The 26097-nt window shown below is 57.2% G+C and carries 35 protein-coding genes; 30 read left to right on the forward strand and 5 right to left on the reverse strand.

Annotated features, from left to right (window positions below; genetic code table 11):
* The first annotated feature begins 197 nt into the window (after positions 1-197).
* The 9 genes from G4Y73_RS00060 (at position 198) to G4Y73_RS00100 (ending at position 6739) form a co-directional block, all read left to right on the forward strand.
* A complete protein-coding gene (locus tag G4Y73_RS00060) occupies positions 198-629 on the forward strand; it encodes a hypothetical protein (protein ID WP_164228183.1) in 432 nt (143 codons plus the stop codon).
* 27 nt (positions 630-656) lie between these two features.
* Positions 657-1289 (forward strand): hypothetical protein, encoded by a 633-nt coding sequence (locus G4Y73_RS00065; RefSeq protein ID WP_164228184.1) that lies wholly within the window; start codon positions 657-659, stop codon positions 1287-1289.
* A 600-nt stretch (positions 1290-1889) separates the two neighbouring features.
* The gene (locus G4Y73_RS00070) at positions 1890-2282 is read left to right on the forward strand and encodes a hypothetical protein (protein ID WP_164228186.1); all 393 of its coding nucleotides are present in this window, start codon (positions 1890-1892) and stop codon (positions 2280-2282) included.
* 130 nt (positions 2283-2412) lie between these two features.
* Positions 2413-2712 carry a hypothetical protein gene (locus G4Y73_RS00075; protein WP_164228189.1) on the forward strand — a complete coding sequence of 100 codons (300 nt, stop codon included), beginning with the start codon at positions 2413-2415 and terminating at the stop codon, positions 2710-2712.
* Positions 2713-2902: 190 nt separating this feature from the next.
* The gene (locus G4Y73_RS00080) at positions 2903-3562 is read left to right on the forward strand and encodes a glutathione S-transferase family protein (protein ID WP_164228192.1); all 660 of its coding nucleotides are present in this window, start codon (positions 2903-2905) and stop codon (positions 3560-3562) included.
* Positions 3563-3693: 131 nt separating this feature from the next.
* Positions 3694-3882 carry a type II toxin-antitoxin system HicA family toxin gene (locus G4Y73_RS00085; protein WP_164228193.1) on the forward strand — a complete coding sequence of 63 codons (189 nt, stop codon included), beginning with the start codon at positions 3694-3696 and terminating at the stop codon, positions 3880-3882.
* An 8-nt stretch (positions 3883-3890) separates the two neighbouring features.
* Positions 3891-4106 (forward strand): type II toxin-antitoxin system HicB family antitoxin, encoded by a 216-nt coding sequence (locus G4Y73_RS00090; RefSeq protein WP_164228194.1) that lies wholly within the window; start codon positions 3891-3893, stop codon positions 4104-4106.
* A gap of 1634 nt (positions 4107-5740) precedes the next feature.
* Positions 5741-5905, forward strand: coding sequence for a hypothetical protein (locus G4Y73_RS00095; RefSeq protein ID WP_164228195.1), 165 nt, complete (start codon positions 5741-5743; stop codon positions 5903-5905).
* 198 nt (positions 5906-6103) lie between these two features.
* Positions 6104-6739 (forward strand): hypothetical protein, encoded by a 636-nt coding sequence (locus tag G4Y73_RS00100; protein ID WP_164228196.1) that lies wholly within the window; start codon positions 6104-6106, stop codon positions 6737-6739.
* A gap of 57 nt (positions 6740-6796) precedes the next feature.
* Here the strand turns inward: G4Y73_RS00100 and G4Y73_RS00105 are convergent, their stop codons facing one another.
* On the reverse strand, positions 6797-7624 hold the full coding sequence (locus tag G4Y73_RS00105) for a MipA/OmpV family protein (protein WP_164228197.1): 828 nt from the start codon (positions 7622-7624) through the stop codon (positions 6797-6799).
* A gap of 210 nt (positions 7625-7834) precedes the next feature.
* Between G4Y73_RS00105 and G4Y73_RS00110 the strand changes: the two genes are divergently transcribed.
* The 17 genes from G4Y73_RS00110 to G4Y73_RS00190 all read left to right on the forward strand — a co-directional run bounded on the left by G4Y73_RS00110 (position 7835) and on the right by G4Y73_RS00190 (position 18606).
* Positions 7835-8518 (forward strand): DUF998 domain-containing protein, encoded by a 684-nt coding sequence (locus G4Y73_RS00110; protein WP_164228198.1) that lies wholly within the window; start codon positions 7835-7837, stop codon positions 8516-8518.
* A gap of 57 nt (positions 8519-8575) precedes the next feature.
* A complete protein-coding gene (locus tag G4Y73_RS00115; RefSeq protein ID WP_164228200.1) occupies positions 8576-8947 on the forward strand; it encodes a VOC family protein in 372 nt (123 codons plus the stop codon).
* 123 nt (positions 8948-9070) lie between these two features.
* Positions 9071-9454, forward strand: coding sequence for a DUF4440 domain-containing protein (locus G4Y73_RS00120; protein ID WP_164228201.1), 384 nt, complete (start codon positions 9071-9073; stop codon positions 9452-9454).
* 121 nt (positions 9455-9575) lie between these two features.
* Positions 9576-10214, forward strand: coding sequence for a cold shock and DUF1294 domain-containing protein (locus G4Y73_RS00125; protein ID WP_164228203.1), 639 nt, complete (start codon positions 9576-9578; stop codon positions 10212-10214).
* Between the two features lie 300 nt (positions 10215-10514).
* Positions 10515-10916 (forward strand): hypothetical protein, encoded by a 402-nt coding sequence (locus G4Y73_RS00130; protein ID WP_164228205.1) that lies wholly within the window; start codon positions 10515-10517, stop codon positions 10914-10916.
* 92 nt (positions 10917-11008) lie between these two features.
* Entirely contained in the window at positions 11009-11449 is a 441-nt protein-coding gene (locus G4Y73_RS00135) for a hypothetical protein (RefSeq protein ID WP_164228207.1), read from the forward strand.
* 81 nt (positions 11450-11530) lie between these two features.
* Entirely contained in the window at positions 11531-12052 is a 522-nt protein-coding gene (locus G4Y73_RS00140) for a hypothetical protein (RefSeq protein ID WP_164228209.1), read from the forward strand.
* Positions 12053-12212: 160 nt separating this feature from the next.
* Entirely contained in the window at positions 12213-12686 is a 474-nt protein-coding gene (locus tag G4Y73_RS00145; RefSeq protein WP_164228211.1) for a nuclear transport factor 2 family protein, read from the forward strand.
* 57 nt (positions 12687-12743) lie between these two features.
* Positions 12744-13124, forward strand: coding sequence for a fluoride efflux transporter CrcB (gene crcB, locus G4Y73_RS00150; protein ID WP_164228213.1), 381 nt, complete (start codon positions 12744-12746; stop codon positions 13122-13124).
* Between the two features lie 311 nt (positions 13125-13435).
* Positions 13436-14383, forward strand: a complete 948-nt coding sequence (locus G4Y73_RS00155) for an amidohydrolase family protein (RefSeq protein ID WP_205596423.1) — start codon at positions 13436-13438, stop codon at positions 14381-14383.
* A gap of 72 nt (positions 14384-14455) precedes the next feature.
* Complete coding sequence (locus G4Y73_RS13965) at positions 14456-14677, forward strand: GDCCVxC domain-containing (seleno)protein (RefSeq protein WP_164228217.1); 222 nt, start codon at positions 14456-14458, stop codon at positions 14675-14677.
* Between the two features lie 44 nt (positions 14678-14721).
* The gene (locus tag G4Y73_RS00165) at positions 14722-14952 is read left to right on the forward strand and encodes a hypothetical protein (RefSeq protein ID WP_164228219.1); all 231 of its coding nucleotides are present in this window, start codon (positions 14722-14724) and stop codon (positions 14950-14952) included.
* Positions 14953-14955: 3 nt separating this feature from the next.
* Positions 14956-15852, forward strand: coding sequence for a serine hydrolase domain-containing protein (locus G4Y73_RS00170; protein ID WP_276207513.1), 897 nt, complete (start codon positions 14956-14958; stop codon positions 15850-15852).
* Positions 15853-15895: 43 nt separating this feature from the next.
* Entirely contained in the window at positions 15896-16579 is a 684-nt protein-coding gene (locus G4Y73_RS00175; protein ID WP_164228222.1) for a hypothetical protein, read from the forward strand.
* 30 nt (positions 16580-16609) lie between these two features.
* Positions 16610-16900: a hypothetical protein gene (locus G4Y73_RS00180; protein ID WP_164228224.1), complete on the forward strand. Its 291-nt coding sequence runs from the start codon at positions 16610-16612 to the stop codon at positions 16898-16900.
* 118 nt (positions 16901-17018) lie between these two features.
* On the forward strand, positions 17019-17852 hold the full coding sequence (locus tag G4Y73_RS00185) for an ion transporter (protein ID WP_164228226.1): 834 nt from the start codon (positions 17019-17021) through the stop codon (positions 17850-17852).
* 157 nt (positions 17853-18009) lie between these two features.
* Positions 18010-18606 (forward strand): GNAT family N-acetyltransferase, encoded by a 597-nt coding sequence (locus tag G4Y73_RS00190; protein WP_164228228.1) that lies wholly within the window; start codon positions 18010-18012, stop codon positions 18604-18606.
* A gap of 84 nt (positions 18607-18690) precedes the next feature.
* Here the strand turns inward: G4Y73_RS00190 and G4Y73_RS00195 are convergent, their stop codons facing one another.
* From G4Y73_RS00195 to G4Y73_RS00205, 3 genes are all read right to left on the reverse strand, one after another.
* The gene (locus G4Y73_RS00195) at positions 18691-19068 is read right to left on the reverse strand and encodes a hypothetical protein (protein ID WP_164228230.1); all 378 of its coding nucleotides are present in this window, start codon (positions 19066-19068) and stop codon (positions 18691-18693) included.
* 150 nt (positions 19069-19218) lie between these two features.
* Positions 19219-20586: a permease prefix domain 1-containing protein gene (locus G4Y73_RS00200; protein ID WP_164228232.1), complete on the reverse strand. Its 1368-nt coding sequence runs from the start codon at positions 20584-20586 to the stop codon at positions 19219-19221.
* 3 nt (positions 20587-20589) lie between these two features.
* Positions 20590-20949, reverse strand: a complete 360-nt coding sequence (locus G4Y73_RS00205; RefSeq protein ID WP_164228234.1) for a PadR family transcriptional regulator — start codon at positions 20947-20949, stop codon at positions 20590-20592.
* Positions 20950-21134: 185 nt separating this feature from the next.
* On the opposite strand from G4Y73_RS00205, the gene G4Y73_RS00210 reads away from it, so the two are divergent.
* From G4Y73_RS00210 to G4Y73_RS00220, 3 genes are all read left to right on the forward strand, one after another.
* Positions 21135-21554, forward strand: coding sequence for a hypothetical protein (locus G4Y73_RS00210; protein ID WP_164228235.1), 420 nt, complete (start codon positions 21135-21137; stop codon positions 21552-21554).
* 133 nt (positions 21555-21687) lie between these two features.
* Complete coding sequence (locus tag G4Y73_RS00215; RefSeq protein WP_205596424.1) at positions 21688-22545, forward strand: cyclase family protein; 858 nt, start codon at positions 21688-21690, stop codon at positions 22543-22545.
* Positions 22546-22605: 60 nt separating this feature from the next.
* Positions 22606-23271, forward strand: coding sequence for a VIT family protein (locus G4Y73_RS00220; protein ID WP_164228345.1), 666 nt, complete (start codon positions 22606-22608; stop codon positions 23269-23271).
* 5 nt (positions 23272-23276) lie between these two features.
* Here the strand turns inward: G4Y73_RS00220 and G4Y73_RS00225 are convergent, their stop codons facing one another.
* Positions 23277-24422 carry a putative manganese transporter gene (locus G4Y73_RS00225; RefSeq protein ID WP_205596425.1) on the reverse strand — a complete coding sequence of 382 codons (1146 nt, stop codon included), beginning with the start codon at positions 24420-24422 and terminating at the stop codon, positions 23277-23279.
* Between the two features lie 228 nt (positions 24423-24650).
* Here G4Y73_RS00225 and G4Y73_RS00230 point away from each other — a divergent pair, with 228 nt between their 5' ends.
* Entirely contained in the window at positions 24651-26075 is a 1425-nt protein-coding gene (locus G4Y73_RS00230) for an amidohydrolase family protein (protein ID WP_164228239.1), read from the forward strand.
* The last annotated feature ends 22 nt before the right edge of the window (positions 26076-26097 follow it).

Genomic DNA, 26097 nt, shown 5'->3' on the forward strand with positions numbered 1-26097 from the left:
TTGAGCCCAGCGGCCATACCAACTTTGTTTGCATTGACCTTTGTCTTTACCTACGGGGGATACACGGCCGCCCAAAGGATGAAAAGGAGCAATAGTGATGCTGTCACTTAACAAGTCGCTCAAGTACGTTCCGGCCCCATCGGGCCTCCACCGGACGCGGCTAACGCCGCGCCGCTTAGCTAAACGTTAGCCACACAATGAAGCATTTGGTATTTCTATTTCTGCTCGCTCTGGCGCTCTATCCAGTGCAAGTCGCTCTTGAGCTTGCTTGGCACTTCGCCGTTCTAGAGGGGGTGACCTTTACCATTTCGCCTAGCTGGTTACCGCTCGGCACGTTACTGGTGCTACCGCCGCTTCTCTTCCTCTATTTCACTGCTGGCTGGGGCTACCGGCGCTTTAGTAGCCGCGCTACTACCACGCACTGCCTCGTTCTGGCGCTAGCCATTTTTGCCGTCGGCGTTGCGCTAGGTGAAAGAGAGGTTTATTTTCAGCCCTCTGTTGCAGATGTGTTGTGGTTTCTGTTGGAAGATATTGCACCCTCGGTCTTTCTATTAACGGGTACGTTCATAGCGAGCCGTGTGGCTAACAAGTCGCTCAACTCGGACGCCGGCAAAGCCGGCGCCGGTTAGCTCAGACGTTAGGATCTCAGTGAAGTAATGGAGCGTAGACCTATACAAATTGGAGAAAGCATTCTAGAGGCGTATTTTAGTAATGAGCCGATTGACGGATTCCCTCTTACAGTTGAAACTCATTCCAATCACGCTCGAAAAGTTGGTCAGAAGTTTTATCCCCGCCAGCTGCAGGGTCTTCGAGGTGAGCAATTCCCCGAGGGGGTAGATTTAGCTATATACGAGGCAAAAAGGGGGTTTCGATATGTCAATGCCATCTGGGTAAAGAAACTGGCCGGACAGTGCGAGATCTCTAATTCCATTTCGCTAGACTTCCATTCATGGGATCTGCCCGAGTCACTCGGAAGTTTCATTGATCGCTACGTTGACGCGCTTCAGAGTTCGGAATTAGCAATTAGGGTCTCTAGCAGTAAGACCGAGTACGGCTTTGACCTGATCTCGACTATCGATGTCCCGGGAACCAGCGACATCTATTCTAGGTTAGAGCAGCTTGAATCAACCCAAGAATCACTCTATAGGAAGGAACTCATTCCTCCTACAGGCGGCCCCATCCAAAAATACGGGGAAGAACGGAGGCACTGGTGGATCAGGTATGTAATAGTGCCTCTTGTGGGAAGTGGTGCTGTAGCCGCTGTTTTAGCTAACTACCTGCTCCGTTGAATCCTAACAAGTCGCTCAAGTACGTTCCGGTCCTATCGGACCTCCACCGGACGCGCCAGCGGCGCGCCGCTTAGCTCAGACGTTATGCATCGATGATGGATCTTCTATATGCGAAGTGAAGGCGTCCTCCTTTTATGTGCTGTTCTCGCATTGGGGCTTCTTCTCAGCATCCGCATTTGCCGCGAGAGCGAGCGGGTTGCTGTGAACTCACCACAAAAATTTATAAAGCTCGTTGGTCCGGGGCTCTTCCTCAGGTGGCCTTGGCAGGGGCCGTACAAGTACACACGGATTCGAATAGGCGATCGCGGCCGCCATATTGCAAATGGTTGGGGCAAACTGCATGGAGAAAACCTTCCAGTGCAGACCGCGGGTTCCCTGGAGGTCGATCAGAGCTTTCGCGTAAAGGACTTCATCAACCAGCAAATCGTAGTGGAGCCTGCCCCAATCAGTGAGGACAGCTAGTGGCTACGTTGAACGAGATGCATAACAAGTCGCTCAAGTACGTTCCGGCCCTGTCGGGCCTCCACCGGACGCGCTTACGCGCGCCGCTTAGCTCAGACGTTAGGGAATACTCTGTTTGTGGAAAAAAGTATAGCCAGAATGTTTGCCACAGTACTCCTTGCCACCTTAACTATCGGCCCGCTGTCCTTTCTTCTATTTGGCGGAATCAACGGCCTTGCGAGCGATGTAGGAATGTCCGGTGCCTGGTTTCTTACACTCTTTTTCCACCTGCTATATGGAGCGCTTTCGGTGGTAGGCCTAACTTTTGCCTTGCTAGCCATAAAAGCGGCGCGTAAACCATTTCCTTCAGTTCCCTGCATAGCGACGATCGGCTCAATTATTGCAATCACTCCCAATCTACTTAGCGCATTTCGGCCGTGGGGTCCGTTTGATTTTTACCTCTTTATACTGCTATTCATTGCTTTTTCCAGCATTCTCTACCTTGCCGGTAGCATGATTGGCCGGAGACTGTCGTCCAATGATGCGCTTTAACCCTAGAATAGAAACAGGTTTCGTCTCGCCGATATTCCCTAACAAGCCGCTTAAGTGCGCTCCAGCCCTATCGGGCTTCCACCGGACGCGCGCACGCGCGCCGCTTAGCTAAACGTTATGTGATTTCAGAATGAGATTTGCCAAGTGGGCTTCTATTTTCGGGATTGTAGTTACGCTGGTGGCAATCGCGCTTTCCTGGGGTTTCGGAGTAGCCTACTACTACACGCTCTTAGGATTTCTCGGTTGGCTGGTTGCTGGTCACTTGCTAACCCTCGATGACGAAGAACCCGGTGGATTCTCCAATCCTGATGGCTCTAGAGGGATTTGGAGGAGCTCTCTCCTGGAGTTAGCCGCAAAGGCTTCAGTGCTTGCTGCTGCAGTGCTTCTGCTCGTACTCTTCCCGTCTCTCCACAAATTCGGGGCGAGCTGATGGCCAATCACATAACAAGTCGCTCAAGTACGTTCCGGCCTGTCAGCCTCCACCGGACGCGCCTACGCGCGCCGCTTAGCCAAACGTTAGACGCATAGCTGGCTATAGGTGAAGTATCTGGAGGGTGTCGATTTTGCGTTGCGCCGTTCGACTAACGGAAGCAATGGCATAATCTACGCTGGAGTTTTCTATGATCCCGACTATCACCGCTTTCGAACAGTCCCCTGATCGCGGCCAAGGACTGGCGCGTGACATGCCCGTGCGCTGGGCGCTTGAAGAAGTAAGCCAGCCCTATGACGTTCGCCTTGTTTCCTTCAGCACGCTGAGGGAGGGCGCCCATCGCGACCTCCAGCCTTTTGGACAGATTCCTACGTATGAAGAAGGCGATCTGGTGTTGTTCGAGTCGGGTGCCATTGTGTTCCATATCGCGGAGCGCCATGCGGGCCTGCTGCCGAGCGATGCGAGCGCCCGGGCACGCGCGATCACATGGATGTTTGCCGCGCTATCCACCGTGGAGCCCGTGATCGTTCAACGTGAAGTCTCTCTGTATCTGGAGAGCGACAAGGCCTGGCAGGAGGAACGCCTGCCCATCGTCGAGGACCGCATCCGGAGCCGCCTGGTCGAACTTGGCGCTCGGCTTGGCGATCAAGAGTGGCTCGATGGCACATTCAGCGCCGGCGATTTGCTGATGGTGCAGGTTCTGCGCAGGCTGAGCGGATCGAACATCCTGAATGACTATCCGAACCTTGGAGCCTATGTCGCCCGCGGAGAAGCGCGGCCGGCCTTTAAACGTGCTTTCGAGGCTCAGTTGGCGGTTTTCACTGGCAAGGCGTCCGACCGGCAGGAATGAATGCGCCTAACAAATCGTTGCAGCGGACGTTTGATCCACCGCCCATTTTTGCTGCCGCAAAAACAGGCGTCGCCTCAAAAACCGCTGAACTCAGGCGTTATGCGGCCCGTGAGATCTAGGTCATAACCAACATGAAGGTGAAAGAGCTCACCAAGCTTCTGGAGGAGGATGGCTGGTATCAGGCCCGTCAACGGGGCAGTCACCGCCAATTCAGGCATCCTGTAAAATTGGGAACTGTAACCGTTGCCGGGAAGCCTAATGTAGATTTGCCCCCGGGCACGCTCAACAACGCCCTGAAGCAAGCTGGATTGAAGAAATAGGTGAAATTATGAAGTATGTAGTCATTCTCGAAGAGGGCTCTGAGAGCTGGGGTGCCTATGTTCCCGACCTTCCAGGATGCGTGGCGGCCGGGGAAACCCGTCAAGAGGCGCTACAGCTAATCCGCGAGGCCATCGAGTTTCACTTGGACGGAATGCGTGAGGATGGAGATCCTATCCCGGAGCCTCATTCATACAGCGAAGTCATCCAGGTAAGCGCCGCATAACAAGTCGCTCAAGTTTGTTCCGGCCCTGTCGGGCCTCCACCGGACGCGCTTACGCGCGCCGCTTAGCTAATCGTTATGCTGCAAATGAGGATTAAGAAATTTGCCTGAATCAAAACTATTTTTAGTTGTTGCTGGAGCCTTGTTCTCTGTTGGATTCTCTCTTGCAGTCGGTAACTATCTCCACCTTGGCTATGTTGAGAAAAACGCAAATCTTCTCCACGCCCCAAATGTACCATTGACGTCACAGACTGGCTCAGATAGCGTCAGTCAGACAGCCCAGCTACTGCGTCAGGAGCTTCAGCTGCAGCGAGATCAGTCGGCCAGTTTGCATGCCACTCTAATGGCTCGGATCCAGGCGGAACGAGAAGGTGCGAGAGACAATGCTCTTCTTTGGTTTGCGGCACTACTAATTTTTGCCGTCATGGCTGCTGGGCCCACCCGGAAGAAAATTCCCACGTCCAGGCGCCATGCAGCATAATTACCAGTTAGGCTTACCACTCCAGGCGTATGACTGAAATATCCGCTGACCTCCTTTCCCAGGCCCGACAGATCAAGTGGCTCCTGACTGTCTTGTTGATCTTGGTTGCCCTATTTGTACTGGCTATACTGTCAGCCCTGAGACGTCTACCGATTTTCCATCCGGACACAAGGCGCGCCCTTGAGAGACGTGCATTCGAGAAGAGGGTTGACGATCTAGTTTCGAGGTGTGAGTACCAACGAGCAAAGAACCTATCAAAAGGCGAGGTAGTCGCGCGGCCCGGAGATCCGCTGCCCCAGTGGTATTTAGGAAAGTGCCATTATCACTTGGGCTCGTTTGCGTCTGCTAGGGCGTGCTTCTTAGAGGTCGAGCGGTTGGACCCATCCTGGAACACCCGAACAAAAGCGTGGCTTGAGTCGGTAGAGCGCGCTCTGTCCGAGCATCGGCCTTCTCCAGTAGATTAGTGAAACCCTAGCCTCCTGAGCACACAGCCTAACAAGCCGCTCAAGTACGCTCCGGCCCTGTCGGGCCTCCACCGGACGCGCTTACGCGCGCGCTTAGCTAAACGTTGGGCTCATGAATAGAAGCCGTGCCAATCTTACGAAGCAGATTACGCAGCGGCTTCTTCCGGAACTGCGCAAGCTCGGGTTTGAGGGGCCGACGAGTATCGGTGGAAACAAGCTTCTACACGAGTTTAGGAGGTCAAGGACAGGCGGCACGGACGTTCTCACTATTCAACTAGAGAAGCGTGGCTTGCCCCGCTTTCTTGTAACCCTCCACGTCGAGCCGTCGGAAGGTATGGACGCAGTTAGTGCCAGAGGAAGCACAGTGATTGTGGGATCCGTAAAGCCTCGAAGAGGATCCTCTACCCGGAGTTGGTTTCGTGCGGACCCGACGTTGTGGCAGAGACTTTTGGGCCCGGGGCACACGTGGGAAATAGTTGCAACAGAAGCATGTATTGCGCTTCTACCGGAGATCGAGTCGTGGTGGGCCGTGCAGCAATCGACTAATCACATAACGGCCTGGTCTGTAACCTACGCGGGCAGCAATAGCAAGAATAGCGCCCAACAAGGCGCTCCAGTCGACGCGGCAAAGCCGCGGGACTGAGCTTGAGCGTTATGCGATTTAGCCCACTATTCAGTAGGAGTCTATTTACATGGAGTTCAACTTAGCAACCCTGCTTGGCCAGATTATCGGCTTTCTTTTCATCGGCTTGGTAGTCTACTTTGTCGCTCTGATCCCAATCTCGCTGAAACGCATTGCCAACGAGTTGACGGAACTAAAGCTAGAGCTTCGAAAGAGAAGCAAACAGGGACAATAGGCAAGATGCTGTCGTGCTGCCAGTCGCATGTATCATCCGCGGAGGCAGCGTGCCTCTAGTGATACGACAAAGCGCGCTTAGCGTGTTGCTTAACCCATCGCATAACAAGTCGCTCAAGTGCTTTCCGGGCCTGTCGGCCGTCCACCGGATCCGCCAGAGGCGCGCCGCTTAGCTCAGACGTTAGCGAGCGACTCGACTATGCCATCACCCGAGGAAATACTGGTTGGCCTCAGAGCGATTGCCAACGACTGGCGTTTGCTTGCCGCCTTGTGGCATGGCTACTTTGCAGTCCTTGCTTTGGTGATTGTCCTCGGTGTGCGCCCATCAAGACGCATCGTCGGTGTTCTGTTGGCGTTGCCGTTTCTCTCGGTGAGCATTCTCGCATGGGCCCACACCAATCCATTCAATGGAGCCTCCTTCGCGCTGACGGCTATCGTTCTACTCGCCATTGCCGGACGTTTGTCACGCGAGAGTGTAAAAATTGCACCTGCTTGGCTGGCTGTTCCAGGAGCGTTAATGATTGGGTTTGGCTGGATGTACCCTCATTTTCTCAATAATGCGACTCCTATGGAATACCTATACGCCGCACCAACTGGGCTCATACCATGCCCAACGTTGTCAATCGTAATCGGATTCACGATGATAATGAGTGGGTTGAGATCGCGGCCGTGGTGTCTAGTCCTGACGATTGTGGGTCTTTTCTATGGCGCGTTCGGCGCTAGCCGGCTCGACGTCCAAATTGACTGGGTACTGTTACTCGGAGCATTGGCTACAGCGTACGCTGCATTTTCTCCGCAGGTGATGAGAGATAGTGATGGTGCAACGGCCCGCTAGCAAGTCGCATCAGTCGGGCCGGTTTGTTCGGCGCCCGCTCCACAAACCGGCCGCTGCCTAGAATACGTAAATGAATCCGACGCCTACTTCGCCTTCATAATTGTTGCGCGCGATTGGGCTATCCTCAATGTCGCTGCCATAGCGCTCATAGAGCGCCTCGCCGAAAACCTGCCAATTCTCGTTGATATATTTACGATAATTGTAATGGAGCCCGATCGAGCGAAATCCTCCGCTCAGGTCGGTCTCATTCAGTCCCGATGCAGCTGACTGCACCGCGTCTACGCCAAAATCTTTATTGGCATATTCGCTATCGTGAAAGACTGTAACGATGGAAAGTTCAGAACCGGTTCCGTCGTATTGTTCGCCGAAGCGGCGCCCCACCCCAAAAATACCAAGATTCCCGTTTTCACCGGTTACGACTCGGCCATCCAACCAATAGCGCCAATCGGCATCGAAGGCACGTCGCGCTTGCAGTACGAGTTCGAGACCCTCATCTGAATTACCGAGTCCGTCCAATCGACCGTCATCGGAATCACTTTCTTCGCGACCCTCATCGAAGCTCACGGCGGCCTCGAATAGCCACGTGTCAGCACGAAGACCACGCCACCCCAGCGCCTCACCCGCCCAGAAGAAAATGTCATCACCTCTGCGCCATTGCACCGCACCAGCAGGCTGGACTTCGAAGCCGAATTCATCCGATCCTTCGTAAGCAGATTCGTATTCAACACCCAGGCCCAACCCGAAGGCCCAGCCGTCATCACCCTTGGTGAAATCAACGACCGAGGGTAAGGGCACCAAGGCTGTTTCTCCGTCCTGTGCTAATGCTGGTTGAGAGAGGAGCGAAAGTATGAACACTGCCAAAAGTGAACCTGTAAGCGTTTTCATTTTAATGTGGCACCAGATTATGTTGGGATATAAGATCTCTCCGAGTCTGTGAATTGTGCGTGAAGCTTCGGTGGGCAGATCAGAAACAATTGCATGCGGTCGGACCAAACCACTCGCTACGCTCCTGGTTTGGCCGCTGATGCGAAGCATTAGGCGACCGAGGAATAATTCTGGAGCGCGTTGGCGCAATGGAGGGCTAGATTGCTAAACATGTCCGTTACCTGGTATGCGCGAGTTGCGATCGCAGGAACCGTCTTCTTCTTTGTGGTCGTTTACATCGCCTTTCTGATCATTCAGCCCGAACTGAATCCCCTCTATCGGTTCGGCAGTGAATATGCCGTAGGCCGAATGGGCTGGCTCATGAAGACGGCCTTCTTCTGCTGGGGCTTCGGACTTCTCGCGCTGGCCCTCGCGATGTCCAAGGGGTTGGGCTCGGAAGCGAAATCACGGGCGGCGATCGTGTTCTTCGTCGTAGCAGCTACGGGTATTTTTCTGAGCGGGATCTTTGACAGCGACTTGCAGATCCGAAATGAAAATCCGCCGCCGCTCTGGATCGAGCCGCCGCCGTCCGACGAACAGATCTGGCATGCCGTATCCGGTATCGTCGGCCTATCGAGCCTCATGATCGGTGCGGGTCTTGCCTCGCGCCGATTGAGAGTTGCCGGGAGACTACATGGTCGATACCGCTGGCTTCGGCTTCTGTCCTGGCTGTCTCCGATGGCTTTTGTCGGTTTTGCAACGGTATTCGTACCCTATGGGCTGGCCGGGTTAGGCCAACGTCTTTTCTTGCTGTTTATTTTTCTTTGGGTCATTCTCGCCGCCCACGGGCTGGCTAAATCCGCATTCTCCTCAGACACTTCGTCGGTAAAGCAGTCCCGAGACCCGGACTTGTAGCACCCAGTCGCGCCCCTGTACTGAAAATCCGTTATGCACTATACATAGAACATTGATATGAAAAAACTATCCACTATTGGTCAGATTGCGATTACGGTAAGTGATGTTGAGCAAGCCCTGGGCTTTTACCGCGATGCGTTGGGATTGGATTTCCTTTTCAGCGCTGGTCCTGAGCTTGCATTCCTGAATGCGGATGGGGTGCGAATTATGCTCAGCACTCCACAAGGTGCAGGAACAGTCGGCGCCAACTCTGTTCTCTACTTCAAAGTCTCTGACATAGAAGCGGTTCACTCTTCTATCGTTGCGCGCGGCGCCCAGAATGAGCGTGATCCGCAACTCGCTGCCAAAATGCCTGACCATGAGCTGTGGACAGGGTTTCTCCGGGACCCGGATGGGAACTTGGTGGGGCTTATGGAGGAAAAGCGATAATTTTCGGCATCGCGCTTAACCAAGAGAAGCAATGCGCGCCCGGCGCCGCCGGACGCCCACCGCGTTCGCGTCGCTGTGAGTTCCGCCTCGCCATTGGTTTTTCATGAAGACGCGCATAATGCCATGACCACAGAACAAGCAATTGACGCTCTCCGACGTACATTTGTGGATGCATTCAACCGAGGAGACGCGGCAACAATCGCATCCCTTCATACTAATCAAAGCATCTTAATGCCAGCTGGACTGCCATCTGTAATCGGACAAGATTCCATACTAGAGCTCATTCAGTCGACTTTGGCAGCAGCCCCACCAGATATGAAGTTCGAGTTCGAATCTTCAGAGCTGCGCATCGCAGATGGATGGGCAGTGGAACGTGGAATCACGAAGGCTTCGGGATCCATTCCAGCTGGAAAGTACGTCATGCTTTACCAGAAGGAAGAAGATGGCCATTGGCGAATTGCGTGGTCAATCACAAACAGCGATGCACCGCCTCCTCCCCCTGAGTGAGTCGAGGAATATAATACGGAGCCCCGATTCATCACAAGCGGTTTCGCTAACATGGCGGTCCACCCGACCGCTCTCGGTGGCGGGAGGCTCCCACTGTTAGGCCGCACTAGGCAATTGTTGCATGCGATTACAGGGAAGAATCACGCGCTGGGACGATGGCCGGGGTTTTGGCTTCATCGCTTGGCATGGGGACGGCAGTTCCGTCTTTGTTCACATCAAGGAATTCTCTGGCGCGTCACGCCGACCGCAAGTCGGAGATATTGTTTTCTACGAACTTTCCGAGGGCGACAACGGTAAATCCAGAGCCGTAAACGTCCTCTTTTCAGGCCAACAGAAACCCCAAAAGCAATCAGGGGGGAGACGTCAAATCGGCCCATGGCCAATAGTGTTTACCGGGCTATTCGTGGGTTTCCTCATCGTTTATGCTAGCTTTCAGCGAGTATCGTGGTTCTTGCTGGCTTTTTACATTCTGGCGAGTGTAATTACATTTTTCGCCTATAGCTGGGACAAACGTGCGGCTCGGCAGGGCAACTGGCGCACCCCTGAATCTAGCCTGCATTTAATGGGGTTAGTTGGTGGTTGGCCCGGTGCACTGGCAGCACAGCGCCTTTTGCGGCATAAGTCCAGTAAGCGAGAGTTCTTGACCACGTTCTGGGTTACCGTATCTCTGAACGTGCTGGCTATTGGCTATCTTGTTTGGACCGGTAAAGCGGGTTTCTTCAATCAACTGATAAATGACGTTTGGCGTAATGTGACCTGACAAATTGCTGCAGATGATGTTTGACCCCTCCCCATTTGTGCTGCTGCAGAAACGCACATGAGATTAATCGCAGCTAAACTCAGCCGTTAGGCAGTCCAAAAACGCGGACATCAGGTAAATTCAAAAACGAACTGCCATCAATAAAGCAGAATGACAAAGGTACTCTGTAACTGGAGGCTCCGGATGCTGCTGGACGCTGTCGTTAGCCTGGCCTATCCTTTAATAGATTTCTGGCTAGCGTGTCGGCGTCCAGCCTCCGATAATTCGCAGCCGCAGTTCATGGCTCGAGTTGGATAAGATATGGCTGTGCGAACCATTGTTGCGCTAACTTTCCTTTGCGGACCGTCGCTGTACCTTCTGCTGATGTACTTCCGCGAGTACGGATTCAGAATTGGAAGAGACTCCGGGTGGGGCGTCTTTCCAGCACTCGCCATCATTCTGCTATTGGGGCATGTGTTCGACACTGTCAGCGGCCGATTGGGAGAGATCCTAGCTGCCGATTTCTTCCCAGTCAGGGGCTATCTATTCTTCGCGGTTTCAGGTGCGGCCTACGGCGCGGCAATTTTCCCGCACTTGCTCGCAGAAGACGGGGCCGTATTTGGGAAGTGGAACGGTTTCAAACATACTCAACTGATCGCAATTCCGGCGTGGATCTGGCTATCGGTACTTATCATTTTGGCAGTATTTCAGTATGCCAGCTAACAAGCCCCTGAAATATGCCCCGGCGCTGACGGCTTTCAACCGGGCGCAAGCCGCTTTTCTGAATCGTTATGCGTCCATAGGACGAACGTGCCGTGCTTGAACGCGTACTGGCATTTCTGAGAGGCGGAACGATTGGTTTCAATAAGCCTGAGTTGCTCCTATTGGACTCAGTGATTGGTGCTTTGCCCGAGGAGGAGTCTGATGTCTTGAGGAAACAAGTACAGTCCGTTTCCCTTGTGCAAAGGCATGATTCAGGCAGGTTAGTAGCTGCGTACTACCCGAAACGATCATCCGTGCCATTGTTGCCTTATCCAGGATACGAATATTGCTTAGCTAAAGTAAGTTACAGATTAAACGAGACGACCAGAACAACAAATGTTGTGCTGCATGATGGCAAGCTCATGACCCTAGAGAGGAATGTGCCGCGAAGGAATGAGCGTATAGATGAAATTGTTAACGTTTCTCCGCACCCAGGTGATTACAAGCCAGTAGCTCAGGAAATAGACGCCGAGGCGCATGGTGGCAATGCTTAAGAAACGCAGGCACCGGGGAATTGTGTCCTCCGCGCTTAAATCTTGCCCGTGCTGTGGGCCCTTATTGATCAGGGGGCGTTCATGCTGCCCGTAATTGCGTTGCTCCTGGAGCTCATGGCGATCGGCGCAATCATCTACATCGTGCGAGGAAAACGCAACCCGGTCCGCAGGGTTGAGCATGAATACTTCAATCGATTATGGCTTTGGCCGCCTGGGTCACACACTCGGTGGGAGGCAGAACTAGACCAATCAACCCCTGAAGCGGATTCCAGAGTGGGGTTCCACGCCGAGACAACTCATGATGAAGTCGATCTAGAATCCCCAACGGATAATGAAGTGGTCTTCTGCGAAAGTTGGATGTCGAATCTTGACGACCTCTTCCTGCTAACCAAGCCTGCTATCGAGAAGGCCTGGAAAGACTGGATTGAGGAGGAAATGCCGAGCAACTGGAGGCATGTCTTCTCACTTGATGGATTTTCGGTGCCCAAAGATGGCGATCCTATGAATGTGTGGAGCGTCACGTACTTCTGCAAGCCTGCAGGGCGCTATTTCAATATCGAGATTCGAGGAGGGAAGCCTACTCTGGAGTCTGTGGATGGATAAGATTCTTTATGACCGACGTAGTAGCTAAGTTTCGCAGCAAAAGGGTGATAATCTCGTGGCGCGGCCCAGCTATGCATTCAAACGGACCGCGGATTCCCCGTTTCCTGGTACATTAAGGAAGGATCGTATTATCAAGCTTACTTCTTCGTTTGGAGAACCCATGACTAGCAAAACGTTTGTAGTTATCACCGGACTGGCGCTCCTCAGTGGTTGTGGTTCGCCGGACGTCGACGTCGAAGCAGAAGAGAAGCATCTAATGGATCTCAGTCGGGAATGGTCCGCTGTGGCTGCTGGCGATGACGTGGAGGATCTCATGAGTTACTGGTCTGATGATGCGGTCATGATGGCGCCGGGGCAGCCTCCGCTCCGAGGTAAAGAGGCGATCCGAGAGTTCGTGACCTCCACGGGTGAGATTCCTGGATTTAGCATCAGCTGGGAGCCGCTCGAGGCTCACGTTGCTGAGTCTGGAGATATGGGCTACATGATCGAGCAAAATCAGATCACCATTCCGGACTCAACGGGTGATTTAGTGACTCAGTACAACAAAGTAATAACCGTATGGGAGAAGCGTGAGGACGGATCCTGGAAGAATGTGGTGGACATGTGGAATAGCGACCCGTCACGAGAAAAGTGAGCATTTTCCCGAGCTGAGTGGATCAAGCGTGGTTACTAGGTAACGGTTGGAGATAAAGTGAAATCAGCCCTGATCGTTGCTTTTGGCGGCGCCATAGGATCTATCCTTCGCTACCTTCTGTCGGCCTGGTCGCTTCACCATGCGGCGAGCTGGCGATTTCCCATTGGGACGTTCGCAGTCAATATCCTTGGTTGCCTCACGGTCGGGATACTGTCGGGCCTTATCGTAAAACACCATTACTTCTCGCCGGATGTTCGCCTGTTTTTGTTCACCGGAATTGCCGGAGGATTCACCACCTTCTCCGCGTTTGGAATGGAAACGTTTCATCTACTCCGCCGCGACGAAATATATATCGCTGGGGCCTATGTGATTTCCAGCGTAGTGATTGGCCTTGTTGCGGTTTGGCTTGGTTTCTTGCTGATTTCCGCACGTAGCTAATGGCAGGCCCAAAAGGATCTGATCGCGAATCCGGCTCAATGCTGTGGCCGGCATTCTTCTTTGTGTGAGCGCACCCGCGATACTTTCGAGCCTGCCGATTAACGACAATCTGTCGGGTACGGACCGTACAGCGCACATCCTGGCACATAAAGTCACTGTCTTCGTTACGCCCTTCGGTCTTAAGCTAGGCGCGAGCTAATAGGAATGGGAGGTTAAATATGAATTGGAAATTAACGTCACTATCACTGAGCATGCTGCTATTGGTCTCAGCGGCTGCCGCAGAAGAGCGGCTTCCGATTATTGATATGCACATGCATGCCTTTCCCGTCGACATGATGGGTGAACCGCCGCTTGCCATCTGTGCACCGTTCGATGAGTGGCCGACCTGGGATCAGCGTCAGCCTTACGGAGCGCAGTACATGCATATCTCCAAGAACCCGGAGTGTGCCAACCCGGTCTGGTCCGCGGAGACCGATTTGGCGTTGATGCAACAGACGCTCGAGATCATGGAAAAGCGCAACATCATCGCCGTGGTAAGTGGCCCGTCGAACCTGGTGGCGAAGTGGCGAGATGCGGCACCCGAGCGATTTATCCCCGGGTTGGCGTTCAGCGCGGCCGACGACACACCGTTCGGTGCCGGGACCGACGGGTCGATGTCCCCGGATACACTCCGACAAATGATCGAAAGCGACAGCGTCGAAGTCCTGGGTGAAGTCATCAACCAGTATGCGGGTCTTGCACCGGACGACGAACGCATGGCGCCCTACTGGGCGCTCGCGGAAGAACTCGAAATTCCCGTCGGAATCCATATAGGCCCCGGAGCGCCCGGCGTGCGCTACCTGAACTCACCCGGCTATCGCGCCCACCTCCACAATCCCCTGGCACTCGAGGAAGTGCTGGTGAAGCACCCCAAACTGCGCATTTACATCATGCATGCCGGCTTTCCGATGATCGACGAATTGCTCGCGATGCTCTACACCCATCCACAGCTTCATGTAGACATCTCCGTACTCACTTACACGCAACCCCCTGAGGAATTTCACCGCTTCCTGCGACGAATCGTGGAGGCCGGGTTCGTCAAGCGTGTCATGTGGGGCTCCGATCAGATGGTGTGGCCCGGTGTCATCGAACCGAGCCTGGCTGCAATCGAAGCCGCAGATTACCTGAGCGAGGGGGACAAGCGTGACATTCTCTACAACAACGCTGCCCGCTTCCTTCGCTTGACCGAAGAAGAAATCGCACGGCATCATCGTGAGTAGTCTGACTACCGGATACTGTGCAACGTTCACCATGCATGTGTGTGGGCAAGCCTGTTTGAGCGTTTTCTCGTCATGACCGAGACAGTCTTGCAGTCCACAATCAGATGTCCGAACTGTGGCCATCTAAAGACGGAAATCATGCCTACCGATGCCTGTCAGTACTTTTATGAGTGTGAGGCTTGCCATGATCTGCTCAAGCCCAGGCCGGGTGATTGCTGTGTCTTCTGTTCTTTTGGCACGGTGCCGTGTCCGCCCGTTCAACAGGGCGTGGGCGGTTGTGGTCCCGCCCAGTAGCCGATCGCAGCAAGGGCGCTACGCATAAAGACTGAGGAACCCAGATGAATACTCCGACATGGTTTTTCGCACTGTTTGTATTTCTGCTGGTGCTTGCCGGCACCGACCCCGTTTCTGGGCAGCCGGCTAGCGCGTCAGATACAGACCCTGAGCTACAGCAACTGGTTCGAAAGCTCTACGCGCAGGGGGACTTCCACGGCGGCATCCTGATCGCTGAAGGTGAAGAGATCATCCTGAAGGAAGCCTGGGGAATCGCCGATCATGAGGAAGGCTAGGCCCTGACCCCCGAGCACCGGTTCAACATCAACAGCATGGGCAAGATGTTCACCGCGATCCTGATCATGCAGCTGGTGGAGGAAGGCAAGCTCGCATTGGATGATCCACTCAGTCGCCACCTGCCGCAGTTTGAGCATCCCCGTGCAGGCGAGGTAAGCATTCATATGCTGCTCTCGCACCGCTCCGGGATACCGGACTATTTCATGATTCAACTTCGGGGTGCGATCCCCATGGAGGCAGATCGGGCGTCGATCCTTCGCACCATTGCGGGCATGAAACTCGACTTCGAGCCGGGCACCATGTTTCACTATTCCAATACCGGCTACGTACTGCTGGGCATGCTCATAGAGAGCAAGTACGGGAAGCCCTTCGGCGAGGTCCTGGACGAAAAGATATTCCATCCGCTAGGAATGGAAGACACCGTCTTCGACTTCGACGTGTTCGGGGATCGGGTACCGAAGTACTACACCCAGGACGGCCAGGTTCGTGACACTCCGCTCCCCTTCTTCATCGGTGATGGCGGTCAGACGTCCAGCCTCCGGGACATGCACCGGTTCATGCTGTCCCTTGGCTCCGAGCAATTGCTGAGCGCGAAAAGCTGGGAACGCATGTTTACGCCGCACTCGCTACCTTCAGAGGCCCCGGAGGGTGCCTGGCCCCCGGCCCATCAGGATCCGTACGGCTACGGCTTCAGTCTGCCGCGGTTGCCGTTCTCCGAAGAAGCTACCGAATTGGCCGCAGGGCACGGAGGAGCGGGGCTCGGCAGTAACTACGCTGTCCGGTTTCTCAACAGTGGTCGTATCGTCATCGTCTGGAACAACATCATGAAAAAGCCCAAGCTGCCGGAGGTCTTCGAGTATCTGGCCCGTCGGGATTCAGGCGATCGCGGCCACGAGTAGGTCACTCTTGGAAGGACGCACCTCAACGGAAGGTTAGCTGTTGATGACCATAGAACCCACGCGCGAAGTTAAAAGCGGATGCACACGATCATCCGCTCCGCGGCACTCAGCTGATTGGAATGGCGTCCAGCGTATTGTGCCTCTTACGCCCTTGAGCTGGAGAAGGTACGCTCTTGCCCTGGCGGTTTTGCTGGCGATCGCTCCGTTTGGATGGAGTGAAACGCCCATTGCTGAAGTCGTGCAAGGGGCCCGAGAGTTACCGCAGACAGTCGGTCCAGTCACGGCCCGCGAAGCGCTGGATCTTGTGAATCCCGCAGCTCTGGAGGTCTCGAAGGAGCCGGTTTTACTGCTTATCTCCAGCGGAACAGATATCAACGCCGAAGGCCGCGCTGGGACCTGGCATTTTGTCTTCCATTTCCCGGCTCGTCTTGCTCAAGGGGCCTATAGCCTCGAACAGCGCGACGCGGAGGTGGATGATAGCGGCCTTCGCATGACGTGGCGGGTTTCACCTCGAATCGATGCCAAAGGTAAGGATGCGGCTTTGCCACTCGATTTCATTGATTCTCCGAAAGCCGTACGGGATCTAGGCCATGCGGGAGCCGATTGGGTCGCCGGGGATCCAGACATGACCCTTGCTACCAAGCGGCTTCCATCTGGTGAGGTTGTGTGGGCGACCGAGTCCTATGGGAAGGAGTTCGTAACGCCCTTCCTGATGTCGCGTCGTTAGAAGCCGTGTGAACGCGAGCACAACCTGGTCATGAACAAGCAATTGATGTCATCAACAATCTGTCTGGTGATATCAGGTATTAGTTGGTTCATTTTGGCTTTTGTGGCTCTGATGTTGCCCGGTGGACATCCACCGCTGGTGGCGTATTTGGCTGTGCCAATTATGGTGATATTGGTGCTGTCGAGTAGCGCAGGCATTGCTTTGGCTTTCTTTGGGGCCAAGTCTCCAAAGGTATCGAGTCACCAATTTTCCTGGCTATTGACGGGTCACGCAACGGCATTAGCACTCGTTGCTGCCGCGCTATCGTGGCAATTGATTTAAGCATGTGGGAAGTGCTTGGAACCAGGCCGCTATTTTATCTTTGACAAGACGATGCAATTTAGTGGCCCTGTTCCCCAATAGTAGTGCTATTGGCATGAGCTGAACGCGAGGGTGGCCGATGAGCGAAAAAAACATGAGCGATCATTCTGACGAAAAAGGCGCGGATGCGGAGGTGCTGAAGCGGGAGCGGTACGAGCTGCTCCATCGCTTGGAAGAGTGGATGGAAACGCCGATGGTGATCCTGGCGTTCGCGTGGCTGGTGTTGCTGGTAATGGAGCTGATTCAGGGAGAAAGTCAGCTCTTCTTCTCCCTCGGTATGATTATCTGGGTCGTATTCATTATCGATTTCGCTGTGAAGTTGGTCCTGGCCCCGGACAAGGCCGTTTACTTCAAGCGCAACTGGCTGACCGTTATTTCGCTGCTGATTCCCGCTCTGCGGGTCTTTCGAATTTTCCGAGCGTTTCGGCTGCTCCGCCTGGCCAGGGCGGGGAGAGGGTTGCGCCTGGTCCGTGTCGTCAGTTCGCTGAATCGCGGCATGAAGGCGCTGGCCGCCAGCTTGAACCGACGGGGCTTCGGGTATGTGATCACCCTGACGGTGCTGGTCACGTTCGCCGGCGCGGCCGGCATGTACACCTTTGAGAACGAGGCGCCCGGGGGCCCGAAGAGCTATGGGGAGTCGCTCTGGTGGACCGCGATGATCATGACGACAATGGGCTCCCAGTATTGGCCGCAGACGGGCGAGGGTCGCGTTTTGTGCGTCTTTCTGGCGCTGTACGCCTTCGGCATCTTCGGCTACGTGACAGCAGCGCTCGCCACATTCTTCGTGGGCCGTGACGCCGATAGCAGCGACGCTGAAGTTGCAGGGGCCAAAGGGCTGGCCGCGGTCCGGGATGAGGTCAGCGCCTTACGCGATGAGATCCGCGCGCTATCGCGACAACCGCCTCAGCTATGAAATTGGGACAATACGAGTTGCTCCAATGAGGCGGCTTCGATCTTCCCGGCTACCGTAGCTGGCTTCCTGGGCTCGGATCCACCCGAAGCCTCGGCGAGCAGTAGGCCAATGCGGCCCATCATATCGGGGTGTCGCGCCACAAAAGGAGAGACCCATCATGGAAATTGTTGATCTGAGTCCGGACCAGATCCCGGCCGCAGGCACGGTACTTACGCGTGCGCTTTTCGAAGATGGATTGGCCCAGTACATGTACCCGGACGAGGAAGAGCGTCAGGCGCGCATACCGTGGCACTTCAGTGCCATGGTTCGATACGGCGTATTGTTCGGTCGTGTCCTCACCACTGTTGGTGAGCCGCGCGGTGTCGCCGTGTGGCTTCCTCCAGATGCAAGCGAGATGACAGACAACCGGATCGCAGCCGCTGGCATGGATGCATCGCCCGCGGTGCTTGGCGAGGAAGCCTTCGGGCGCTTCATGAACGCCATGGCGGAAATCGAGCCGTTCCGGGAACAGGATGTCGCGCCTCGGCACTGGTACCTGGCGCTAGTTGGTGTCGATCCGGATTACAGTGGCCAGGGTATCGGCAGCTCACTCTTGAGGCCGATATTCGCAGAAGCGGACGCGGAGGGTCTGCCCTGTTACCTGGAAACTGCCGAGGAACGCAACGTGGCTTTCTACCAGAAGCATGGATTCGAAACCGTCCGGCACGGCACGGTGGCGAATTCACCGGTTGAATACTGGACCATGCGACGGTGACCTGAGCGATCGTGGGTCAAACCCACGCCGATGCCTGTTCGATCCTCAGCTGATCGAACAGGCATCGATAGTTTTGGGCAGTGATTACTGAACGGCCGACTTCACTTCCACGGCGACGACGTGCGCGTGGCCGCTGAGCAGCTCCCAGGAATGCTGGGCGCCCTCGCCCATCCAGTGGACATCACCAGGCAGCAGGTCAAAGATGACCTTCTCGCCGTCGGCCAGGGTCAGTTGCATACGGGCTTCGCCCAGGCTCACGAGCACGAACGGCGGATGACTGTGCATCGGGCTGGTTTCACCGGCCGAGCCGATGGCTCTGAAGACACGCACGTGCTCGTTGTCGAACAGCACGTGATGGACTTCAGGATGGATTGCCACCGAGTCCGGAGCACGCTCCTGTGCGGTGGCCGGAAGGCCGAGGGCCAGACCAATCAGTAGAACGAACAGGAAATGATATTTCACTTGAGTCTCCTCTCCGCCGCAACGGCGGATCAAGCGCTGCCTCCCTTGGCAGCGCACTCAAGAATGCGCCTGTCCCGACGAAAGATCAATCCTTGTTCCTGAACTCAAGCGGTTACCGCTGGCTGGCCTGAAATGCCGTGGGCTGATGGCTTACTGAAAGCCGAAGAGCAACGGGAAGAGGCACACGACCAAGGCGGCCCAGGCGGCGTAGACCGGCAGGTAGTTGGTCTGCCAGCGTTCGAGGACGGCAAAGTTTGCCCGTCCCCGCAGGAAGCGCAGATAGAGCAGAGCCGACCCGGCCAGGTTGACCAGCAAGAGCAGGTTGATGCCCAGCCCGGCGACGCGGTTGGGGCTGAGACCGAACTCGGAGATGCGTGCGCTGATTGCCCAAAGCGCCACGGCATCGGCCAGCAAGGCGCTGATCACCAGCACGATCTGGGCAATGTCGAACGCGCCGGGCGGCGCGTGCGGGTCGCGCGCCGAGATCGAGTAGAGCAGCAGGCCGAGTACGACGAGCAGCAGCAAGTCAAAGCCGATCAGCACGTCGCGTTCGATATCGATGCCGCGGCCGGTGAAGGCCAGCGCCGCCAGGAAGGCGATCAGCGCTGCGGCGAACAGCGGCGTGAACAGGCGCGTGAGTACCGGTGCCATGTTCTCGACCACGTTCTGCTTAGCCTCGACCAGCCAGGCGGCGACCAGTACGGCGCCCATTGCGCCGCAGGGCAGCAGCCAGGATTCGAAGAATGGTTCGATGTCGATGCCGATGGCCTGGAAGGTCATGGCCGTGAAACCGCTGAGCACACCGCCGCCGAGCGCAATCAGCACGTAGTAGATGAACAGCTCGCCGGAGAAGCGGATGAAGTCCATACGTCCGGCCACTTCACGCCAGCGGCCGCCGGCATAGGCAATGCCGACGACCAGCCACAGCGCAATCGGAAGATGCAGGGCGGCGAGGATTTCCGTACTGCCGCCCGGGCTGAAGGGCTGAACATTGATGATGACCGCCGCGGCCACCAGGGCGCCGGCCAGCCAGCGCGTGGTGGAAGATTCAATCTCTCGCTTCCAGATGAAATAGGCCGTCAGCAGGGGCAGCACGAAAAGCGACATGTTGCGCGCGTAGAAACCGGCGTTGTCATCGTCCAGGCCCAGGCCGAACAGAGCCGGCAGCTTGATGGCCACCGCCGCCGCTACGGCCAGGGCAAAGGCGACGATCGCATCGATCCAGAGATCGGCCGGCTGCGCGGCCGGGGACGCGGGCAGGATCACGAGTTGCTTCCACAGCCGCTCGGAATGCTCGCGGGCGAACTCGCGCGAGAGCGAATCGAGATTGCCCAGGCGCTTGACCGCCACCAGGAACGCTTCGTCGTCGTCCAGGCCAGACTCGCTCAGGCCCGCGATCTGCTCGCGCAGGTGGTCCTCGAGTTCCTCGACATCGACCGTGTGGATGGCCTGGCGGCGGTGCAGGTAACTGCGCCATTGCTGGATCTGGTCTTCGAGCGAAATACCGGAACTGGTCATGATTCAATGGCCCTCGGGCTGGAGTTGGACAAGTTCGATCCTGCCCCAGATGTCGCGTAGCGTGTCGTTGACTGCCTGCCACTGCCGTTTCTCTTCACGGAGTCGACCGCGGCCATTGCGCGTGATGCCGTAGTACTTGCGCCGCCGGCCGCTGTCCGCGACCTGCCAGCGCGATTCGATCAGGCCCTGCCGCTCGAGCCGGTGCAGCACCGGATAAAGCATGCCGTCGGTCCATGCCATTCGCCCGTCCGAGAGTTCGCGTACGCGCTTGAGAATGGCGTAGCCGTAGCTGTCGGCCTCGGCCAGAATGGCCAGCACGATCGGTGTCGAGGAGGCGGCGATCAGGTCCTTGTTGATGTCCATTTTGCGGCCTTTCGAGGGGCAGTTTTCAAATACCTGGCAGAACTATACATTGAAGCTCAATGTATAGCAATGGGTTTCGGTAATTCCGTCCCACGGGTTGCTTGATCGACGCGGTCGCTGTTGAATCGTTGGCGGCACGAAGGGTGCAATTCCGTATCTCCCAATAGACGGCACGCGCGATCGCCATGTTGATGATCGACTACAACAAGCTCAGCTGGTGGTACTGGCTCGTCACCGCCTGCCTGCTGACCCTGGGGGTGGGCGGCTACCCCCTCGCCTTTCCGCTTGCCATTGCGCTCACGCTTATCCAGCTGGTCCATTATCTGGCGCGGGAGAAGAACTTCTCGGCCTTTCCCATCCAGGTTCGGGCGTGGTATCTGGGCCTGTTGCTTGTGGCGCTTCCCGCCCCGCTTCAACCCGTCTACTGGATACCCACGATCGGCACCTGGGCGCTGGTGCTCTTCGGTTATTGCGGCATGGCGCGAATCATCTCGTTGTTGCCATGGAACCGGCGCCAGCCCCTGTCGATGAGCCTGGTCAAGAAGACTTTCCTGTCCCGACCCGTTCGTGGCAGTTTCCAGGACGTTTCATCGCGCGCCAGTTGACCGCCTGTCACTGCCGCTTCTCTTTAAGGAGTTGATTGCGGCCACAGGTCCGTGTAATCGAGCGTGTAGCGTTTCTGCGGACCGTGGACGCTGATGTGCTAGATTCGGATTCCGGCCACGAGCGAGAGCCCACATGATGAAAGCCATTCAACGGCAATCCATTCGATCCTTCCTGGGCAGTGCGCTGTTTGCAGTCGGCCTGACTGCCGGCGCAGTCAGTGCCGCGGATAAGCCATCGCACGACGAACTGGCTGTGATTGCCTCCGTGTTCGACGGCAGTGGCGGTGAATGGATCGATCTGACCCATGCCTTTTCGGAAGACTCGATCTACTGGCCCACCGACACCCGCGGCTTCGAACTGGAGGAACTGGCCCACGGCCATACCGAGGGCGGCTGGTTCTATTCCTCATATCGTTTCTCCAGCGCCGAGCATGGCGGCACTCACCTGGATGCGCCGATTCATTTTGCCGAGGGCCGGCACACCACCGACGAGGTGCCGCTGACCAGTCTGATCGGACCGGCGGCCGTGGTCGACGTCTCCGACCGCGCCCATTCCGACTACCGCATCTCGGTGGAAGACTTCGAGCGTTGGGAAGCCGAGCACGGGCGAGTGCCCGAGGGTGCCATCGTGCTGGGCCGAACCGGCTGGGAAGATCGCTATGACGATCGCGCGGCCTATCTCGGGACCGAGATGACCGGCGCCGAAGCGGTACCCGAGCTGCATTTCCCCGGTCTCCATCCCGACGCGGCCCGCTGGCTGGTGGAAGAACGCGACATCGCCGCATTCGGCCTGGACACGCCCAGTATCGATTACGGCCAGTCGCAGGATTTCCGCGCCCACGTGATTCTCTACCAGCAAAACATTCCCGGCTTCGAGAATGTGACCAACCTGGCCGAACTGCCGGCCGTGGGTAGCTTCGTAGTCGCCCTTCCGATGAAGATCGCCGGCGGCAGCGGTGGTCCATTGCGAATCGTCGCGTTTCGTCCCTGAACCGTGATCGAACGCGAACGCCACGCCCAGGACGGCACCCCCGCTCACGAACCGCACCGCATGCACCGGACGGTGTGGTTACGCGCTGCCGTAATGGGCGCCAATGACGGGATCGTGTCGACTGCGAGCCTCATTATCGGTGTGGCGGCGGCAAGCACCACGCACGAGAATATCCTGCTCGCCGGTGCGGCCGGACTGATGGCCGGGGCCATGTCGATGGCTGCGGCCGAGTACGTCTCCGTCAGCACACAGGCCGATACCGAAAAGGCCGATCTGGCCATCGAGCAGCGCTCGCTGGATGAGAATCCCGAGGCCGAGCACGAGGAACTGGCCCTGATCTACCGCCAGCGAGGTCTCGATCCGGAACTCGCCCGGCAAGTCGCCGAGCAGCTGATGGAACACGACGCACTCGGCGCACATGCCCGCGACGAAATCGGCATTTCGGAAGAAACCAGCGCACGTCCGATCCTGGCAGCCCTGTCCTCGGCCGCAACCTTTTCCATCGGCGCCGGCTTGCCTCTGGCGGTGGCCTGGCTGTCGCCGCTCCCACTCGTTATTCCGACGGTCGCCGGCGCCTGCCTGCCGCTGCTGGCCGGGCTGGGTGCGGTTGCCGCACATACCGGCGGCGCTTCGATGTGGATCGGTGCCGGCCGGGTTGCCTTCTGGGGCTCCCTGGCGATGGTGGTCACCGCCGGGGTCGGACGTCTGTTCGGCGTCGCCGCCTGAGGCGCTCAGGGAAGCAGGAAGTAGGCGCCGTAACCGACAATCAGCGCCGGGATGCCGGTGTAGAGCGTAGCCACGATGGCCGCTTTCGGGGCCAGGGCAATGGCGGGGAACAGCGCGTCGCCGTCGTTGCTGATGGCGTTGGCGAACAGTGCCGACATCGGAATGGCGCCGCTCAAGTAGAGCGTGGTGACGATAATCTGCGGTCCGCAGCCGGGCAGGAAGCCGACCAAGGCGGCAATCAGCGGCGTCAGCGGCGCCCACACGGCAAACCAGCTGGCCAGGTCGGCACCGGAAAAGTGCACCCCGAGCTCGAACAGCAGGAAGGCGGCAATCACCCAGACTGTGACGAAGTTAGTGTCGCTGATCACGCGCGATCCGGTGGTTGGGCGCGTTGCGGTCAGGTCGTTGGGATTGGCGGCGGTGTATTGGTGATGCGGGTCCGAAGACAGGTAGGTTGCCCACATCAGCAGGGCGAGCACGCCACCGACAAAGCCCAGCAGGGTGACCGGCCGGTAGACGGCCAGCTCGCCGAACCAGGTGTTTGGATCGAGCTGCATGGCGATCGGAATGGCGAAAATCACGCCCGGCAGCATCAGGGCGATCCAGACCGGGTGTAGTGCCCGGATGGAAACCGGCCGACGACGGCTCACCACCCGTCGTTTGGCCTCCTCGGCCGAGGTCAGGGATTGCTGGCGCATGAAATCACGACCGTGAATGGCCTCGAGTACGTAGCCGCCGAGCGTGCCAACGACCATGCCCAGGCCGAAAACGATCAGTGCGGTGACCGGCTCGCGCGCCAGCAGCAGGAAGGCGGCATCCCCCATGGTGGCGGTGAGTACGGCAATGAGTGCCCCGAAACCGACGTGTCCATTGACGTACTGGGTGACCACCACGATCGCGCCGCCGCAGCCCGGCAGGGCGCCGAGGAAGGCTGCGATCGGCACCTGCAAGCGCGGGTGTCCGGCCAGGAAACCCGCCATGTCGAACTTGAAAATACGCTCGGCGCCGTAGATCAGGGTCAGGGTGGCCGCGACGAAGACGCTGACCTGCAGGTAGGCTTCACTGATCGTCTCGACCATGATGGCGCCCGCTTCCGGGAAAAGCAGGCCCAGCGTGAGCAGGCCGATCGGAATGGTGATCCGCCGGAACAATGCCCGTCGGCTCCACTGCTGAATTTCATTTAGCCCGCGCCTGGCGGCTATGATTAACGTGGTCATGCGGTGCGGTCGGGTCGGTTCATTAGAGTCTAATGAATACGGATCAAGAATGGGTCTTTGTTGTTGCCAATGCAATTGATCAGGGCGATATGGATCACACCACAATGAAATGAAGGTGAACCGCCTTCATCCTGAGCCTGGCACTCAAACTGGAGTAGAACCATGAAAAGATTCTGGATTCCGCTGTTGGTCGTGTTTGCCACGACTCCGGTCGCAGCCGCAGAGCTTGCGCTGGTCGGGGCAACCGTCCACGACGGGCGGGGCGGGCCGGTGCTCGCCGATGCGGTCATTCATGTTGAAGGTGACCGGATTGTCTGCGTGGGCTCGCGTACCGACTGTCCGCTCACTGAGCAGGTGGATACCGTCGATCTGGGGGGCCGCCACATCACACCTGGTTTGGTCGATGGTCATGTTCACTATGCCCAGACCGGCTGGCTGGACGGTCGGCCCGACAGCGGGATCGGCACTGACCACTACGACTACGAGGCCCTGCAGCAATCCCTACGCGACGATCCTGGTCGCTGGCACCGGGCCTACCTGTGTTCTGGCGTGACCGCCGTCTATGATGTGGGCGGTTTGCCGTGGACGCTGGATGTGGGCGAATCATCCGGGGACGCCGCGAACCGGCCGCACTACCAGGCGGCAGGTCCGCTGATCACCCACTACGAACCCGTTTTCGGTGTCATCAGCGCACTGGGGACCGACAGCTTCCTGTCGATGGCCAGCGATGATGCCGCCCTCGAGAGCGTGTCGAAACTGGTCGAAATGGGTGCGCGGGCGATCAAGGTCTGGTACCTCGACCTAGACCCGCCGAAGGATCAGCGGGATGCTCTGGACAAGCGGCTGAAACTGATCGGCGAAGCCGCCCGCGAGGCCGGCTTGCCACTGATCGTTCACGCCACCGAACTGCGCAACGCCAAGGCCGCCTTGCGCGCCGGTGCCTCCATGCTGGTTCATAGCGTGGAAGACCGCCTGGTCGATGAAGAATTCATCGAGTTACTGCGTGAAACCGGTGCCGACTATGCGCCCACCCTGACCGTCGGGGCGAACTGGCGGCGCGCCGTCAGCAGCGTGGTCCTGGGTTTGACCCCGCCGCCGGTCGATGATCCCAACAATTGCGTGGACGAACGAACGCGGGAAGTGATTGCCGAGGCCGACACGCTGGGATCATCCGAGCGCGTGTCTTCGAGCGCCCTGGGGCGCGTGTTCGCCGGGCTTGAATCGGCCGGAGCAAGCCAGGCCATTGCCAGGCTCAACCTGGCGCGGGTGTTTCAATCCGGCGCTTCGATCGTGACCAGCACGGACGCCGGCAATCCGCTGACCGTGCACGGGCCGTCGATCTATGCCGAGATCGAGGCCATGGAATCGGCCGGCATTCCGCCGTCGGAGATTCTCGTGATGTCCACGCGTAACGGCGCCGCCGCGATGGGGCGCCTGGATGATTTCGGCACGCTGGAGGCCGGCAAGCTGGCCGACCTCATCGTGCTCGAAGACGACCCGAGCCAGTCGGCCAGGGCCTACCGGAGTATCACGCATGTGATGCGCGTGGGTGAGCTTTCACCGGTGTCAGAATTCTCCGCAAGGTGATGCCCGTGCCCGATAGTCCGCG

The sequence above is a fragment of the Wenzhouxiangella sp. XN201 genome (assembly GCF_011008905.1).
Lineage (GTDB): Bacteria > Pseudomonadota > Gammaproteobacteria > Xanthomonadales > Wenzhouxiangellaceae > Wenzhouxiangella.

Bases quoted from the DNA above. Each gene is read 5' to 3' on its own strand.
- G4Y73_RS00060 (WP_164228183.1), top strand. From the start codon at position 198: ATGAAGCATTTGGTATTTCTATTTCTGCTCGCTCTGGCGCTCTATCCA.
- G4Y73_RS00065 (WP_164228184.1), top strand. From the start codon at position 657: ATGGAGCGTAGACCTATACAAATTGGAGAAAGCATTCTAGAGGCGTAT.
- G4Y73_RS00070 (WP_164228186.1), top strand. From the start codon at position 1,890: ATGTTTGCCACAGTACTCCTTGCCACCTTAACTATCGGCCCGCTGTCC.
- G4Y73_RS00075 (WP_164228189.1), top strand. From the start codon at position 2,413: ATGAGATTTGCCAAGTGGGCTTCTATTTTCGGGATTGTAGTTACGCTG.
- G4Y73_RS00080 (WP_164228192.1), top strand. From the start codon at position 2,903: ATGATCCCGACTATCACCGCTTTCGAACAGTCCCCTGATCGCGGCCAA.
- G4Y73_RS00085 (WP_164228193.1), top strand. From the start codon at position 3,694: ATGAAGGTGAAAGAGCTCACCAAGCTTCTGGAGGAGGATGGCTGGTAT.
- G4Y73_RS00090 (WP_164228194.1), top strand. From the start codon at position 3,891: ATGAAGTATGTAGTCATTCTCGAAGAGGGCTCTGAGAGCTGGGGTGCC.
- G4Y73_RS00095 (WP_164228195.1), top strand. From the start codon at position 5,741: ATGGAGTTCAACTTAGCAACCCTGCTTGGCCAGATTATCGGCTTTCTT.
- G4Y73_RS00100 (WP_164228196.1), top strand. From the start codon at position 6,104: ATGCCATCACCCGAGGAAATACTGGTTGGCCTCAGAGCGATTGCCAAC.
- G4Y73_RS00105 (WP_164228197.1), bottom strand. From the start codon at position 7,624: ATGAAAACGCTTACAGGTTCACTTTTGGCAGTGTTCATACTTTCGCTC.
- G4Y73_RS00110 (WP_164228198.1), top strand. From the start codon at position 7,835: ATGTCCGTTACCTGGTATGCGCGAGTTGCGATCGCAGGAACCGTCTTC.
- G4Y73_RS00115 (WP_164228200.1), top strand. From the start codon at position 8,576: ATGAAAAAACTATCCACTATTGGTCAGATTGCGATTACGGTAAGTGAT.
- G4Y73_RS00120 (WP_164228201.1), top strand. From the start codon at position 9,071: ATGACCACAGAACAAGCAATTGACGCTCTCCGACGTACATTTGTGGAT.
- G4Y73_RS00125 (WP_164228203.1), top strand. From the start codon at position 9,576: ATGCGATTACAGGGAAGAATCACGCGCTGGGACGATGGCCGGGGTTTT.
- G4Y73_RS00130 (WP_164228205.1), top strand. From the start codon at position 10,515: ATGGCTGTGCGAACCATTGTTGCGCTAACTTTCCTTTGCGGACCGTCG.
- G4Y73_RS00140 (WP_164228209.1), top strand. From the start codon at position 11,531: ATGCTGCCCGTAATTGCGTTGCTCCTGGAGCTCATGGCGATCGGCGCA.
- G4Y73_RS00145 (WP_164228211.1), top strand. From the start codon at position 12,213: ATGACTAGCAAAACGTTTGTAGTTATCACCGGACTGGCGCTCCTCAGT.
- G4Y73_RS00155 (WP_205596423.1), top strand. From the start codon at position 13,436: ATGCATGCCTTTCCCGTCGACATGATGGGTGAACCGCCGCTTGCCATC.
- G4Y73_RS13965 (WP_164228217.1), top strand. From the start codon at position 14,456: ATGACCGAGACAGTCTTGCAGTCCACAATCAGATGTCCGAACTGTGGC.
- G4Y73_RS00165 (WP_164228219.1), top strand. From the start codon at position 14,722: ATGAATACTCCGACATGGTTTTTCGCACTGTTTGTATTTCTGCTGGTG.
- G4Y73_RS00175 (WP_164228222.1), top strand. From the start codon at position 15,896: ATGACCATAGAACCCACGCGCGAAGTTAAAAGCGGATGCACACGATCA.
- G4Y73_RS00180 (WP_164228224.1), top strand. From the start codon at position 16,610: ATGAACAAGCAATTGATGTCATCAACAATCTGTCTGGTGATATCAGGT.
- G4Y73_RS00185 (WP_164228226.1), top strand. From the start codon at position 17,019: ATGAGCGAAAAAAACATGAGCGATCATTCTGACGAAAAAGGCGCGGAT.
- G4Y73_RS00190 (WP_164228228.1), top strand. From the start codon at position 18,010: ATGGAAATTGTTGATCTGAGTCCGGACCAGATCCCGGCCGCAGGCACG.
- G4Y73_RS00200 (WP_164228232.1), bottom strand. From the start codon at position 20,586: ATGACCAGTTCCGGTATTTCGCTCGAAGACCAGATCCAGCAATGGCGC.
- G4Y73_RS00205 (WP_164228234.1), bottom strand. From the start codon at position 20,949: ATGGACATCAACAAGGACCTGATCGCCGCCTCCTCGACACCGATCGTG.
- G4Y73_RS00210 (WP_164228235.1), top strand. From the start codon at position 21,135: ATGTTGATGATCGACTACAACAAGCTCAGCTGGTGGTACTGGCTCGTC.
- G4Y73_RS00215 (WP_205596424.1), top strand. From the start codon at position 21,688: ATGATGAAAGCCATTCAACGGCAATCCATTCGATCCTTCCTGGGCAGT.
- G4Y73_RS00220 (WP_164228345.1), top strand. From the start codon at position 22,606: ATGCACCGGACGGTGTGGTTACGCGCTGCCGTAATGGGCGCCAATGAC.
- G4Y73_RS00230 (WP_164228239.1), top strand. From the start codon at position 24,651: ATGAAAAGATTCTGGATTCCGCTGTTGGTCGTGTTTGCCACGACTCCG.